Consider the following 13,586-nt stretch of genomic DNA (forward strand, 5'->3'; position numbering starts at 1 on the left):
GAAGAGCTGGGTAGCCGGAGTCTGGACAATGAAAAGCGACAGCACCCGTTCAGCCCACCGGCACCTGATCGGCAAAGAAGATCCAGTAGACGACGCCCCAGCCGATTGCCATCAGCAAAAACAGCAGAAGAAGGATGATATTGCTTCTTCTCATTTTACTGCCGCCTTTGCATTGTAAGCAAGATCCAAAGAAACGATATCTTCGTTTGTTTCGCGTCTTACCGCAAGCTGGTGTGAACCATTTTCTGCAAATACCACCGCTGGCCTGGCAATACGGTTATAATTACTGGCCATCGAATAGCCGTATGCTCCTGTGCAGAAAACAGCCAGGATATCCCCTGCTTCCGCTTCTGGCAACTCCGCCTTTTCAATCAATTTATCACCTGATTCACAGCATTTACCTGCCACGGTGTAAGTTTCTGTCAGTGCCTGCTGCCCTTTATTGGCGATCATCGAGCTGTAGGCTGCTCCGTATAGAGCCGGACGGATATTATCCGACATGCCGCCGTCCACCGCAATGAATTTCCGCACTTCCGGTACTTCTTTCATTGAGCCGATTGTGTAAAGGGTTGTGCCGGCATCTCCGACAAGGGAACGGCCGGGCTCAATCCAGATTTCAGGAATGGCAAAACCGGTTTGTTCAGTAATGTCCTTTACGGTATCAATCATTTCTCTGACATATTCAGACGGCTCAAGCGGCTGATCCTCTGCCGTGTAGCGAATGCCAAAACCTCCGCCCAGATTAAGAACCGGGCACCTGTAACCTGTTTCCTTCTGCCAGTCAGCCATTTTCGATACTAATTTGCCGGCTGCCATGCGGAATGCCGTTGTATCGAAAATCTGGGAGCCGATATGGCAATGAAGGCCGAGAACATTAAGGAACTGATGCTGATAAGTTGCATTGAAAGCTTGGTCTGCCTGGCCGTTATTCAGATCGAAACCAAACTTCGAATCTTCCTGACCTGTCGTAATATAATCATGTGTGTGCGCTTCAATGCCCGGCGTTACCCGCAGCAGGATATTCATCGGGTGCTGCAACTGTTCGGACAGCGACTTCAGCATATCAATCTCACGGAAGTTGTCGACAACGATGCAGCCGATTTCTTCATCGAATGCCATCTGCAATTCGTCCCAGCTTTTATTATTGCCGTGGAAGTGAATCTTTTCTTTCGGGAAACCGGCTTTTATTGCCGTGAACAATTCTCCGCCTGACACAACATCCAGCGATAAGCCCTCCTGAGCAGCAACCTGATAAATAGCAATGCTGGAAAAGGCTTTACTGGCATATGCCACCTGATAGCCGATGCCTGCAGCTTCAAAAGTCTGCTGGAATGCTCTTGCCCGGTTCCGGAAAAGCCCGATATCGTAAACGAAAAGCGGAGTTCCGTATTCTTTGGCCAGTGCTGTCGAATCCACTCCTCCAATAGTTAAATGGCCTTGTTCGTTGATGGCTTGCGTACCGTATAAATGCATATTTGCCCTCCTGAAATGAGAATTTGAAAAAAATCCTGCCGGGCATCACCCGGCAAGATTCTATTAGTCAGTTATCAATTTCGAAATCAGTTGAATTTTTTCAACCGGTTCATCCTTGAATTCTATACTATTATATAACATTTCCAGGCATTGCGCGAGGTCTTCCGTGTTGGAATAGACTGTAGCGATCGCTTCCCCTTGTTTCACAAAGTCCCCGACTTTTTTATGAAGCACGATACCGACGGCCAAATCGATCTCAGAATCTTTTGTGGCTCTGCCCGCTCCCAACACCATTGCTGCAGTACCGATTTCATCTGCTTCCATAAATGAAATATACCCTTCTTCCTTCGAAGGCACTTCTGTCACGTAACGGGCCTGCGGCAACAGGCCGACGTCATCCACTACCGCAGGATTGCCGCCCTGCGCTTCGATGAACTGGCGGAAAATATCCAGCGCTTTGCCGTTCGCAATCACTTCTTCAAGCATCGAACGCGCTTCATCCAAATCATCCGCGCCTCCGCCGACAACCACCATCTGGCTGCCAAGCACCAGGCAAAGTTCTGTCAAATCTTCCGGCCCTTTTCCTTGCAGCGTTTCAATCGCTTCTTTCACTTCCAGTGCGTTGCCGATGGCATAACCAAGCGGCTGGCTCATATCGGAAATGATGGCCATTGTCTTGCGGCCCGTCGAATTTCCGATGCCCACCATGGCGTGCGCCAATTCTTCCGCGTCTTCCGCCGTCTTCATGAAAGCCCCTTCGCCTGTCTTCACGTCCAGGACGATGGCGTCTGCACCGGCCGCAATTTTTTTGCTCATGATGGAACTGGCGATCAGCGGAATGCTGTTGACAGTCGCCGTTACGTCACGCAGTGCGTAAAGCTTTTTATCGGCAGGCGTCAAATTGCCGCTTTGGCCGATGACCGCCACTTTAATATCGTTGACCTGTTTGATGAAATCTTCGGTGGACAATTCAACATGGAAGCCTTCGATCGCTTCCAGTTTATCGATTGTCCCTCCCGTGTGGCCGAGTCCGCGTCCGCTCATTTTGGCTACCGGAACTCCGCAGGCCGCAACCAGTGGACCCAGCACCAAAGTCGTCGTATCACCAACACCGCCGGTAGAATGCTTATCGACCTTGATGCCGTCGATAGCGGAAAGATCGATCTGATCGCCTGAAGCTGCCATCGCCAGAGTCAGATCCGCACGTTCCCGTTCGGTCATATTTTTAAAATAAACGGCCATCAGAAATGCGCTCATCTGGTAATCTTCGATGTCGCCAGCTGTATAGCCTGTTACGATGTATTGGATTTCTTCTGTGGTTAGTTCAAAACCATCCCGTTTTTTCTCAATCAAATCAACCATTCTCATGACTTCAAACCGCCTTTTTTATTTTAATTTGGATAGGAAGCTAGTGCCGAAATCCGGCATCGAAACTCTAAAATTATCGGCGATTGTCGCACCGATATCAGCGAATGTAGAACCAAGGCCCAATTCTTTTCCTGTTTCAAAACGCGGCGAGTAGGCGAGCAATGGAACAAATTCACGGGTGTGGTCCGTGCCCGGGAAAGTGGGGTCATTGCCATGGTCAGCCGTGATGATCAGCAAATCATCCTGCTCCATTTTTTCAAGGACCTCAGGCAGGCGGCGGTCGAATTCCTCCAGCGCTTCTCCGTAACCTATCGGATCACGGCGGTGTCCGTACAGGGCATCAAAATCGACCAGATTCAAAAAGCTCAGGCCGTTGAAATCTTCAGAAGCCACGGCAGCCAATTTATCCATTCCGTCCGCATTGTCTTTTGTCCGAATTGCTTTCGTTACACCGGCGCCGTTGTAAATATCATCAATTTTGCCGATTGCGATGACGTCTTTTCCGTTATCCTTCAATTCATTCATGACCGTGCGGCTGAATGGCGTCAGGGCGTAATCATGGCGGTTCGTCGTGCGTTTGAACGCTCCTTTTTCACCAATGAAAGGACGGGCAATAACACGGCCAACCAAAAATTCAGGCGTTAAAGTCAGTTCACGCGCAATTTTACATATTTTATACAATTCATCAAGCGGCACGATTTCTTCATGTGCTGCAATTTGAAGAACCGGATCAGCCGATGTGTAGACAATAATTGCACCGGTGGCCATATGCTGCTCGCCGAGTTCATCCAGTATTTCAGTCCCGGAGGCCGGTTTATTGCCGATCACTTTGCGGCCTGTCCGTTCTTCGAGTGCGGCGATCAGTTCAGGCGGAAAACCCTCCGGATACACTTTGAAAGGAGTGTCGATATTCAGTCCCATAATCTCCCAGTGTCCTGTCATCGTATCTTTCCCGACAGATGCTTCCTGAAGCCTGCCGTAGAAAGCCTGCGGAGACGTAACGGGGGAAATCCCCTGTACAGCCTTGACATTGCCAAGTCCCAACTTCTCCATATTCGGCATATTCAGCCCGCCCATTGCCTCTGCAATATGGCCCAGTGTATCAGAGCCAGTATCACCGAAAGCTTCGGCATCAGGGGCTTCACCGATCCCGACGGAATCCAGAACGATTAAATGTATGCGCTTAAATTCTTTCTGTGTCATTTAACATCCTCCTCATATACAGATATATTCTACCATAAAACTCTCAAATGTCAGAGGTCTGACATGTATTCATGCCCGTGGATGGAATTGGGTGTAAACGTCCTTTAAACGGGTCTTGCTGACATGGGTATATATTTGAGTCGTTGAAATATCGGCGTGGCCCAGCATCTCCTGCACAGCCCGGAGATCTGCGCCGTTTTCAATAAGATGCGTCGCGAACGAATGCCGCAGTGTATGCGGGGTCAATTCTTTCTGAATTCCGGCTTTTTGGGCATGCTGCTTCAATAATTTCCAGAAACCCTGCCTTGTAAGTCTCTTACCCCTTTGGTTGATAAATAATGCGTCTGTCGTCACGCCGGCCTTCGCCAGTTCGCTTCTGGCGCCGGATAAATACTCGCGGCACGAAGCAAGCGCCGATTTTCCAAGCGGAATGATGCGTTCTTTCCCACCTTTGCCGAAGCAGCGCACAAAGCCCATCGTCAAGTTGACATCTTCCATGTCGAGGTTGATGCATTCACTGACGCGCATTCCGCTGGCATACAATAATTCAAGCATGGCCTGATCTCTTCTGCCATTTGCCTTCACTGTATCGGGTGCTTCCAGCAGCGCTTCCACTTCTTCGATCGACAGCACATTCGGCAATTTCCTGTCCATTTGAGGCATTTCAAGGTGAACGGTGGGATCTTTATCCACAACGCGCTCCCTGATCAAAAATTGATGGAATGAGCGAATCGAAGAAATATGCCTTGCCACCGTCCGGGAAGACATCGTCGTTTCTTTCAGATGGCTGAGGTGATTCAGGATATGTACACGTTCCACATTGCGCAGAGAATCCAGCTGTTCCACTTCCTTCAGGTATTGAAGGTAGCTTTTCAAATCGCGTTCATAGGATGTCAGCGTATTGGCAGCAAGCTGCCTTTCCACTTGCAAAAATTGCATATAATCATCCAAAGCATCTTTGGCGTATTTCATCTTCTCGGCCTCCTTCTTTTCTATGTCACATTAATGATTTTAATAAAATGAAAACAAAAAAACGGCCAAGACTGGCCGTTGCTCTCTGTCGCCTTAATTTTCCGGTGCCTCTTCTGAGCTGCGGTCATGGCAGCGCCAGCAGATGCCATGGAAAGTAAGACGGTGGTCTTTGATTTGAAAGTTCCAGCGTTTTTCAACAATACCTTCTACATCTTCAAGCAGATCTTCCTGAATTTCATCCACAGCTCCACATTCCAGGCACACAAGGTGATGATGGAAATGTGCAGCTCCTTCCTGGCGCAGGTCATAGCGCGATACGCCATCACCAAAATTTATTTTATCAACAATTTTTAATTCGGTTAAAAGCTCCAATGTCCGATAAACAGTAGCCAGCCCGATTTCCGGTGCGATATCCTTCACTAACAGATAGACGTCTTCGGCACTGAGATGGTCCTCTTCATGGTCCAGCAATATTCGAACTGTCGCTTCGCGCTGTGGCGTCAACTTATAGCTCGCAGCGTGTAATTGCTTTTTGATACGATCAATCCTTGTTTCCATGCGACGCCCTCCCTCAAACTGCCTTCATTATATCAAAAGTCAGTTCTCAATTACAAGGATACATGCCGCTTATTAATTATAATCATTATAATGTGCTAATTGTTTTAATTCTCATTAGAGAATCGTTGTTTAGCCCAAAGTACGGCAAATGCGGTTTTTGCATCGTATATCCGTTCATCACTCATCATCTCTTCCGCCTCTTCTATCGACACTTCCATCAGCTCCACGAACTCATCGTCGTCAAGAACTGCCCCTGATTCGGATTTTTTCAAACCTTCCGCAAGGAATAAATGAATGACTTCATCCGCAAAACCCGGAGAAGTCGAAAACGACTGGATGAGCTGGAGTGAATCCGCTGTATAGCCGGTTTCCTCTTCCAGTTCACGCATTGCGGTCATTTCAGGCGCCTCCCCTTTTTCGAGTTTGCCGGCCGGAACTTCAACGATCGATCGTTCAAGTGCTTTGCGGTACTGTTCGACCATAATGATTTTCTTTTCAGGAGTGATTGCCAGTATTGCTACAGCTCCCGGATGCTCAATCAATTCCCGTTTTGAAGTGTGTCCATTTGGCAGTTGCACTTCATCCACTTTCAGGTTGATGATTTTCCCTTCATAAATCCGTTCTGAACTGATTGTTTTTTCCTCAAATTTTTTCATATTGGGCCTCGTTTCATTTGTGGTTTTTCTACCGCAAAGTATACCATAGGAAGAACAGTAATCTAATGATGAGGTGATAAGGATGAAAAAGAACCGCTTGGGCACAGGCAGCCTGGAAGTCAGTGAAATCGCACTTGGCTGCATGTCTTTGCCCGATGACCCCAAAGAATCACAGTCCATCGTGGATCAGGCACTTGATCTTGGCATCAATTATTTTGATACTGCCGATTTATACGGTAAAGGGCAAAATGAGGAAATGGTCGGCAAGGCGCTCGGCAGCCGACGACAGGACATTATCCTGGCGACAAAAGTCGGCAACCAATGGGATCCGCAATCAGACGAAGTTTCCTGGAATCCATCGAAAGCTTATATCACTTCCCAGGTCCACGAAAGCCTGCGCCGGCTGGGCACGGACTGGATCGACTTATACCAGCTGCACGGAGGCATGATTACAGATCCTTCCGAAGAAACGATCGAAGCGTTTGAAACGTTGAAAAAAGAAGGGCTGATCCGTGAATACGGCATCTCTTCCATTCGCCCGAATGTCATCAACCGGTTTATTGAAGAGAGCAGCATTGTCTCCATCATGATGCAGTACAGCCTTTTTGATCGTCGCCCTGAAGAATTCCTTGATCAGATTGGAGCTTCCGGCAGATCTGTCGTAACGAGAGGCACCCTTGCCAAAGGTTTATTGACTGCCGAAGCCCTTGACCGGGCCGCGAAAACCGATGGCTATCTGGAATACAGCCGGAACGATCTGAACAAAGCGCTGAAAGAATTACTGGCCGTCGAAGAAAATTTGACTGCGCTTGCCCTCCATGCAGTTCTGCAGTCGGATACGGTCGCTTCTGCAGTGACTGGCGCGAGTTCGCAGTCACAGATCCGCGAGACAGTAAAAGCATATGAAATGAACATTTCTGCGGAGCAGATTGAACAGGCAAAAAAAATAACGAAACAAACAAAGTATGCTGAGCACCGGTCTTGAAAATCAAAAAAACATTACTCAAATTCCGGCAATTAAACAGATTAGTATGAATTATCAGTTAAATTCAAAAGTAGTGGGTCTAAAGTTACTTGGTTTCGAATAATAGGCATGTTGTAATACTAATAGGCAATGTTTCGCTTGCTGCTGCACTTTTAAAAATAGCCTTCAAAAAATTCTGCACCCATCCAATTTAAGCTGTAATTAAATTCAGCGATAGAAAGGTCAGCATATAAATGAAACTAACTCAATTGATAAGTGGTCTCCAACTACAAAACAGCATAGATCAAAATTTATATGACCTGGTCGTCCAGGGCATCGCTGACAGTTCCCAGGACGTCAAAAATGGGTTTATTTTTATTGCCATCAAAGGTTTCAGAGATGATGGGCATAACCATATCCGCCATGCCATCGACAAAGGCGCCATAGCGGTAATAGGAGAACAGGATCTTGACGGTGTTCCTGTTCCCTACATTCAAGTGGAAAATGCGCGGCTCGCTCTTGGCATCGTCGCAAAAAATTTCTACGGTGACCCTGCCAGCCGAAAAATAATGATCGGCATCACCGGCACAAATGGCAAGACAACGACCAGCTACCTTCTAAAGCACCTGCTGGAAAGCAATGGCATCTCCTGTTCCGTGATGGGGACCATCAAAAATATCGTCAATGGCGTCTCCATTGAAAGTGCCAACACCACTCCCAGTTCGCTGGTGCTCCAGCAATTGCTGGCTTCGAGCAATGACGATGCCATCGTAATGGAAGTTTCTTCTCACGGGCTTACACAGCACCGTATTGAAGGAATCGAATTCGACATATGCCTGTTTACGAACCTCCATCATGAACATCTCGATTATCATGGCTCAATGAAAAGTTATTTCGATGCCAAGACCATTCTGTTTGACCAATTGAAGCCAAAAGGCACAGCGGTCATCAACATCGATGATGAATGGGGAGAAAAACTGGCAGCCCGCCTGCAGGAAAAAGGCCGGAACGTCTGCAGCATCGGCCAACATCAGGAAAGCCGGATCCGTATACGTTCCATCAATTCGGAACAATCAACGGTTCTGATTGACGACCCGGAGAATACTGTGCTCCAGTCACCGATGGCCGGCATCCATAATATCTACAATTCCTTAATGGCCTATGGCTGCGCCCTTATTTTAGGAGTGAAAAAAGCATCGGTTCTGCGCACCATCCTGGATTTTTCCGGCGTTGAAGGAAGGTTCGAAACATCCAAAACACCGAACGGTTCCACTGTGATCGTCGATTATGCACATACACCCGATGCTGTCTATCACTGCCTTACAACTGCAAAAGAAGCTGGCGCAAGACGCATTACCCATGTCTTCGGCTTTCGCGGTGACCGCGACACCAGCAAACGGGAAGAAATGATCGAAATTTCTTCCCGGCTCAGCGACTGCTATATCCTCACCACTGATGATCTCAATTCTGTTCCGGCCGAAGAAATGCGATCACTTTACAAAGATCTGAACGAACGTTTCGGCAACGAAAAAGGTCTTGTCCAAATGGACCGGACAATGGCCATCAAAGAAGCGATCGACTCAAGCACTGAAGGTGATTGGGTCATCATCACCGGCAAAGGGCATGAAAAATACAGCCATCCCTTCCAGCTGCCGACCCATTCCGATAAAGAAACCGTCCAATTCATGGCGGGCTCACCTTTATCTGAGTGACCCGCATACGATTCAATAACATAAAAGGCCGGTGCGAAAGAGCTGTAACTGCTCTTCCGCACCGGCCTTACTGTTTTGTGAATGCTTTTTAATAAACTTTATCGCCATTGAAAATCGAGTTTTTCACGATTACGTAATCGACGTGGCGGATGGCTTCCAATTTATCTCCGCCGGCATAGGAAATGGATGACTGAAGATCCTGCTGCATTTCAGTCAATGTATCCTGCAACGGGCCTCTGTATTCCACATACATCTTTTTGCCTTCTACGTTTTTCTTTTCCCCTTTTTGGAATTCAGAAGCGGAGCCAAAATATTCTTTATAGAGAACGCCATCGCGCTCAATCGTTTCGCCCGGTGATTCATCATGTCCTGCAAACAATGAGCCGATCATAACCATGGATGCGCCGAAGCGGACTGATTTGGCGATATCGCCGTGCGTCCGGATTCCCCCGTCTGCGATAATCGGTTTGCTCGCAGCTTTTGAACACAGCCGCACTGCAGCCAATTGCCAGCCGCCTGTTCCAAAACCGGTTTTGATCTTGGTGATGCATACTTTGCCGGGACCGATGCCGACTTTCGTCGCGTCTGCTCCTGCATTCTCAAGTTCTCTTACGGCTTCCGGCGTGCCAACGTTGCCTGCGATCAAGAAGCTGTCAGGCACAGTTTTCTTGATATGCTTTATCATTTTGATGACAGATTCGGCATGGCCATGGGCCACGTCAATCGTCATATACTCAGGAATTAACCCTTCTTCCACCAATTGATCGATGAAGGCGTATTCCTCTTCCTTCACTCCAACACTTATCGAAGCATATAGTCCCCGGCTCTGCATATCTTTCACAAAATCAATACGCTGTTCGGGTTTGAATCGGTGGAGAATATAAAAATAATCATTTTCTGCAAGGTAAATGGCTGTTTTTTCATCGATTATGGTCTGCATATTTGCCGGCACAACCGGCAGCTTGAACCTGCGTCCCCCGAATTGCACGGATGTGTCACATTCTGACCGGCTGTTTACTATCGCTTTTGCAGGAACCAATTGAATATCTTCGTAATCAAATACATTTTCCATCTTTAACACTCCTATATACGAACATTTTATTTAAAAACACCCATTATCGTTCGCCAAATAATAATGTAACTCATTTAAGCCCTGAAGTCAAAACTGTTTTCGAAAAAAATGCCGGATCTGCAATCGCAAATCCGGGATCCTGAATCGTTAAAACTTGCTGCCCTGCTCTCCGTGCTTTTCCAGAAGTTCGGCAAACGACATATTTTTTTCACGCTGTTTGCGCTCGAATATGCGCTTTGCTTCTTCCTCTTCTCGTTTCTGCTGTTCTTCAGCCAGCAATGCTTTTTTCGTATCTTTCAGCTTTGCCAGCATTTCTTCATTGAACAAGCCGTTGGTCTGCTCTTCTTTTTTAGCCATTAATACCAGCTCCTTAAGGACGTTTCACAATAGTTGCGACACCCTGGCCTCCGCCAATGCAAAGTGTGGCGAGCCCAGTTTTCGCGTCGCGTTTCTGCATTTCATGAAGCAGTGTGACAAAAATGCGTGTTCCGCTTGCCCCGATCGGGTGGCCGATGGCAATCGCTCCACCGTTCACATTCAGGATATCCTGATTTAATTTGAGTTCACGGTCAACCGCAATTGACTGTGCCGCAAATGCTTCGTTCGCTTCGATCAACTCGATGTCCTCCAAAGCCAAATCCGCTTTTGCCAATGCATTTTTCACAGCCTGAACCGGACCGATCCCCATAATCGCCGGGTCTACCCCTGCGTTGCCGTTTGCGACAATCGTCGCGAGCGGCGTAAGGCCAAGCTCTTCCGCTTTTGCTTTGGACATGACGACAACTGCAGCCGCTCCGTCGTTGATGCCTGATGCGTTCCCTGCTGTTACACTGCCATCTTTCTTAAAGGCCGGGCGAAGTTTGCCCAATTTTTCTTCGTTTGACGATGCCTTGATATACTCATCCGCTGCAAAAATGATCGGGTCGCCTTTGCGCTGCGGTATTTCAACCGGCACGATTTCATCATCAAAGCGTCCCGCTTCCACCGCCGCTGCAGCTCTTGCCTGTGAACGTGCAGCAAATCTATCCTGTTCTTCACGCGAAATGTCGTACATATCGCAAAGGTTTTCAGCAGTCGTGCCCATGTGGTAATTATTGAAGGCATCAGTCAAACCATCCGCCACCATGCTGTCAACGACTTTCTGATCGCCCATCCGGAATCCGCCCCGGGCATTTTCCAGAAGATACGGCGCGCGGCTCATATTCTCCATCCCGCCGGCAACGATGATTTCCGCGTCTCCTGAAAAAATTGCCTGATATGCCAAATGGATCGATTTAAGCCCCGATCCGCAAACTTTATTGATGGTCATTGATGGAACAGTCTGCGGCAAGCCTGCGTTGATTGCTGCCTGGCGTGCAGGGTTTTGGCCAAGACCCGCCTGCAGCACGTTCCCCATAATAACTTCAGAAACCTGTTCCGGTTTGATGCCTGCCCGGTTTACCGCTTCCTTTATCACAATTGCACCAAGCTCAGTTGCCGGTACATCTTTTAAACTCCCCTGAAACGATCCGACTGCCGTACGGACAGCGCTTACAATTACGATTTCCTGTGACATTTTCTTTTCCCCCTTGTTTGATTAAAACTGGTTGCTCTTTTATCCCCCGCATCGCTACAATGGATTCAGGGGGGATACTATGTTCAGTTTACCAAAAAATATTACGATAATCGAGGTTGGACCGCGGGATGGCCTGCAAAATGAAAAACAGCTGGTTTCGACTGATGCCAAACTGAGTTTTATTGAGGGGCTTCAGAAAGCCGGAATCACCGAAATGGAACTTACATCTTTCGTGTCGCCGAAATGGGTCCCGCAAATGGCCGATTCAAAAGAAATTGTGGCAGGCGCCAAAAAAACCGGCCGCCAGTTCGTTCTGACGCCGAACGAACGTGGAATCACCGCGGCGCTCGATGCCGGTGCAGATGCGCTTGCTGTATTCGTCGGTGTATCGGATTCATTCAATAAAAAAAATATCAATAAATCCACTGCAGAAAGCATGGCTGCTTTAAAACCTTTGATTCTGAAGTTGAAAGATCAGGGTGTATTCGTACGCGCCTGCATTTCAACTGCTTTTTACTGCCCGTTTGAAGGTGCCATCAATCCTGAAGATACAATACGGCTGTGCAGCGAATTCGTCGACTGGGGTGTTGATGAATTAAGTGTCGCTGACACGATCGGAATGGCAAATCCGGCCGAGAGCTATTATTTATTCGACCAATTAAAACAGCAGTTTCCGAATACGCTGATAACCGCACATTTTCATGATACCCGAAAAATGGCGCTCGCCAATATTTTCGCTGCCCTGCAGGCCGGTGTTGACCGCTTTGACGCTTCCGCCGGAGGACTTGGCGGCTGCCCGTTTGCTCCGGGGGCAACCGGCAATGTGGCAACAGAAGATGTGGTCAACATGATGCACCGGATGAACATCGAGACCGGCATCGATCTGGAAGGGCTCTGTGAGGCAATTGAAAAAATCGAATCTCATGTGTCAAACCCTATAAATACGGGAATGTACACTTTATACAAAAACCGACCATAAAGGAGCTTTGGCCATGAGGAAACATATTCTCCAAATATTTGCTGCAATATCGAGCACTTTCACACTTTTGGCAGCTGCTGCAGGAATTCTTGCCAGCAACCGCCTGATGTATTTAAAGAAGAAAGACGAAGAACTGATACTGGAGCGCGAAACCTCGGCCAAACGCTACGATGAAGTCTGGTACGCCAACGTAAAAAAAGAAGAGCGCTGGATTGAATCGGAAAATGGCTATAAAGTACATGCAATTTTCCTGGAGCCCCATGATACGTTGTATTATGCCATCATCTGCCACGGTGTAACAGAGACGAAAGTCAATTCGTTCAAATATGCACGCATGTTTGAAAAGCTGGGATATAATTCTGTCGTTTATGACCACCGGCGTCATGGCAGCTCAGGCGGCAAGACAACTAGTTTCGGGCATTACGAGAAATTCGACCTGAAAGCCGTGGTGGATATGCTGAAAAAACATGTCGGACCGGACCTGGTATTCGGCATCCAAGGTGAATCGATGGGAGCCGCGACGACTTTGCTTTATGCAGGACTCAGGGACGATGCCGCATTCTATATTTCCGATTGCGGCTATTCCGATATCTCCGAACAGGTCCTTCACGTTATGCAGACAACAACACCTGTAAAAACATCTCTTGTTTTTAAGCTGGCCTCTTTTTTCCTGAAATTGCGGGACGGCTATCACATCCGCACCGTTTCACCCCGTGAAGTAATCAAATCCATCAAAAAACCTGTGCTTTTTATCCACAGTTTGCAGGATCAGGTTGTCGAACCGAAAATGAGCGTTGAAATGCACGATTTAAAAGAAGGGCCCAAAGCGCTGAAGCTGTTTGAACATGGTGCACATGCCCAATCATTCAATGAAAATACGGAAGAGTACACTGAAACAGTCATGAATTTTCTTGCAGATTACGACTTGCTTCCCGAAGGTTATTCGAGAAAGAAATTGATTGCATTTGAAGATTTCGAAGACAAGCAAAAAGAAACGACTGGCTGAAAATGGCGGTCGTTTTTTCAATCTGTCAAAAGATATTGTCTTCTTCAATCATTTCGCTGCATATCTTT

13 protein-coding genes are annotated in these 13,586 nt (G+C 47.6%); 4 read left to right on the top strand and 9 right to left on the bottom strand.

All coding sequences use genetic code 11. From position 1 onward, the window contains the following. Positions 1 to 150: 150 nt before the first annotated feature. From lysA to KW93_RS02365, 6 genes are all read right to left on the bottom strand, one after another. On the bottom strand, positions 151 to 1,473 hold the full coding sequence (gene lysA / locus KW93_RS02340) for a diaminopimelate decarboxylase (protein ID WP_033541352.1): 1,323 nt from the start codon (positions 1,471 to 1,473) through the stop codon (positions 151 to 153). A gap of 63 nt (positions 1,474 to 1,536) precedes the next feature. Beyond that, on the bottom strand, positions 1,537 to 2,841 hold the full coding sequence (locus tag KW93_RS02345) for a pyrimidine-nucleoside phosphorylase (RefSeq protein ID WP_033541353.1): 1,305 nt from the start codon (positions 2,839 to 2,841) through the stop codon (positions 1,537 to 1,539). Between the two features lie 18 nt (positions 2,842 to 2,859). Then, positions 2,860 to 4,044: a phosphopentomutase gene (gene deoB / locus KW93_RS02350; protein WP_033541354.1), complete on the bottom strand. Its 1,185-nt coding sequence runs from the start codon at positions 4,042 to 4,044 to the stop codon at positions 2,860 to 2,862. 69 nt (positions 4,045 to 4,113) lie between these two features. After that, on the bottom strand, positions 4,114 to 5,016 hold the full coding sequence (xerD, locus tag KW93_RS02355) for a site-specific tyrosine recombinase XerD (RefSeq protein ID WP_033541355.1): 903 nt from the start codon (positions 5,014 to 5,016) through the stop codon (positions 4,114 to 4,116). 93 nt (positions 5,017 to 5,109) lie between these two features. Continuing rightward, complete coding sequence (fur, locus tag KW93_RS02360) at positions 5,110 to 5,574, bottom strand: ferric iron uptake transcriptional regulator (RefSeq protein WP_033541356.1); 465 nt, start codon at positions 5,572 to 5,574, stop codon at positions 5,110 to 5,112. A gap of 104 nt (positions 5,575 to 5,678) precedes the next feature. Continuing rightward, entirely contained in the window at positions 5,679 to 6,230 is a 552-nt protein-coding gene (locus KW93_RS02365) for an NUDIX hydrolase (protein ID WP_033541357.1), read from the bottom strand. A gap of 82 nt (positions 6,231 to 6,312) precedes the next feature. On the opposite strand from KW93_RS02365, the gene KW93_RS02370 reads away from it, so the two are divergent. Both KW93_RS02370 and KW93_RS02375 read left to right on the top strand, forming a co-directional pair. After that, positions 6,313 to 7,215 (top strand): aldo/keto reductase, encoded by a 903-nt coding sequence (locus tag KW93_RS02370; protein WP_033541358.1) that lies wholly within the window; start codon positions 6,313 to 6,315, stop codon positions 7,213 to 7,215. Positions 7,216 to 7,448: 233 nt separating this feature from the next. Continuing rightward, positions 7,449 to 8,906, top strand: a complete 1,458-nt coding sequence (locus KW93_RS02375; RefSeq protein ID WP_033541359.1) for a UDP-N-acetylmuramoyl-L-alanyl-D-glutamate--2,6-diaminopimelate ligase — start codon at positions 7,449 to 7,451, stop codon at positions 8,904 to 8,906. A gap of 88 nt (positions 8,907 to 8,994) precedes the next feature. On the opposite strand, the gene guaC is transcribed toward KW93_RS02375, so the two are convergent. From guaC to KW93_RS02390, 3 genes are all read right to left on the bottom strand, one after another. Then, positions 8,995 to 9,978, bottom strand: coding sequence for a GMP reductase (gene guaC / locus KW93_RS02380; protein ID WP_033541360.1), 984 nt, complete (start codon positions 9,976 to 9,978; stop codon positions 8,995 to 8,997). A gap of 147 nt (positions 9,979 to 10,125) precedes the next feature. Then, positions 10,126 to 10,335 carry a DUF3886 domain-containing protein gene (locus KW93_RS02385; protein WP_033541361.1) on the bottom strand — a complete coding sequence of 70 codons (210 nt, stop codon included), beginning with the start codon at positions 10,333 to 10,335 and terminating at the stop codon, positions 10,126 to 10,128. A 13-nt stretch (positions 10,336 to 10,348) separates the two neighbouring features. Further along, positions 10,349 to 11,533, bottom strand: coding sequence for an acetyl-CoA C-acetyltransferase (locus tag KW93_RS02390; protein WP_033541362.1), 1,185 nt, complete (start codon positions 11,531 to 11,533; stop codon positions 10,349 to 10,351). Between the two features lie 79 nt (positions 11,534 to 11,612). On the opposite strand from KW93_RS02390, the gene KW93_RS02395 reads away from it, so the two are divergent. Both KW93_RS02395 and KW93_RS02400 read left to right on the top strand, forming a co-directional pair. Further along, a complete protein-coding gene (locus tag KW93_RS02395; protein ID WP_033541363.1) occupies positions 11,613 to 12,512 on the top strand; it encodes a hydroxymethylglutaryl-CoA lyase in 900 nt (299 codons plus the stop codon). 13 nt (positions 12,513 to 12,525) lie between these two features. Further along, positions 12,526 to 13,518: an alpha/beta hydrolase gene (locus tag KW93_RS02400; protein WP_052131438.1), complete on the top strand. Its 993-nt coding sequence runs from the start codon at positions 12,526 to 12,528 to the stop codon at positions 13,516 to 13,518. The last annotated feature ends 68 nt before the right edge of the window (positions 13,519 to 13,586 follow it).

Origin of the sequence: Planococcus sp. CAU13, assembly GCF_000775575.1 — a bacterium.
Taxonomy (GTDB): domain Bacteria; phylum Bacillota; class Bacilli; order Bacillales_A; family Planococcaceae; genus Planococcus.

Coding starts and splice junctions, on each gene's coding strand:
- lysA (WP_033541352.1), bottom strand. CDS start 1,473: ATGCATTTATACGGTACGCAAGCCATCAACGAACAAGGCCATTTAACT.
- KW93_RS02345 (WP_033541353.1), bottom strand. CDS start 2,841: ATGAGAATGGTTGATTTGATTGAGAAAAAACGGGATGGTTTTGAACTA.
- deoB (WP_033541354.1), bottom strand. CDS start 4,044: ATGACACAGAAAGAATTTAAGCGCATACATTTAATCGTTCTGGATTCC.
- xerD (WP_033541355.1), bottom strand. CDS start 5,016: ATGAAATACGCCAAAGATGCTTTGGATGATTATATGCAATTTTTGCAA.
- fur (WP_033541356.1), bottom strand. CDS start 5,574: ATGGAAACAAGGATTGATCGTATCAAAAAGCAATTACACGCTGCGAGC.
- KW93_RS02365 (WP_033541357.1), bottom strand. CDS start 6,230: ATGAAAAAATTTGAGGAAAAAACAATCAGTTCAGAACGGATTTATGAA.
- KW93_RS02370 (WP_033541358.1), top strand. CDS start 6,313: ATGAAAAAGAACCGCTTGGGCACAGGCAGCCTGGAAGTCAGTGAAATC.
- KW93_RS02375 (WP_033541359.1), top strand. CDS start 7,449: ATGAAACTAACTCAATTGATAAGTGGTCTCCAACTACAAAACAGCATA.
- guaC (WP_033541360.1), bottom strand. CDS start 9,978: ATGGAAAATGTATTTGATTACGAAGATATTCAATTGGTTCCTGCAAAA.
- KW93_RS02385 (WP_033541361.1), bottom strand. CDS start 10,335: ATGGCTAAAAAAGAAGAGCAGACCAACGGCTTGTTCAATGAAGAAATG.
- KW93_RS02390 (WP_033541362.1), bottom strand. CDS start 11,533: ATGTCACAGGAAATCGTAATTGTAAGCGCTGTCCGTACGGCAGTCGGA.
- KW93_RS02395 (WP_033541363.1), top strand. CDS start 11,613: ATGTTCAGTTTACCAAAAAATATTACGATAATCGAGGTTGGACCGCGG.
- KW93_RS02400 (WP_052131438.1), top strand. CDS start 12,526: ATGAGGAAACATATTCTCCAAATATTTGCTGCAATATCGAGCACTTTC.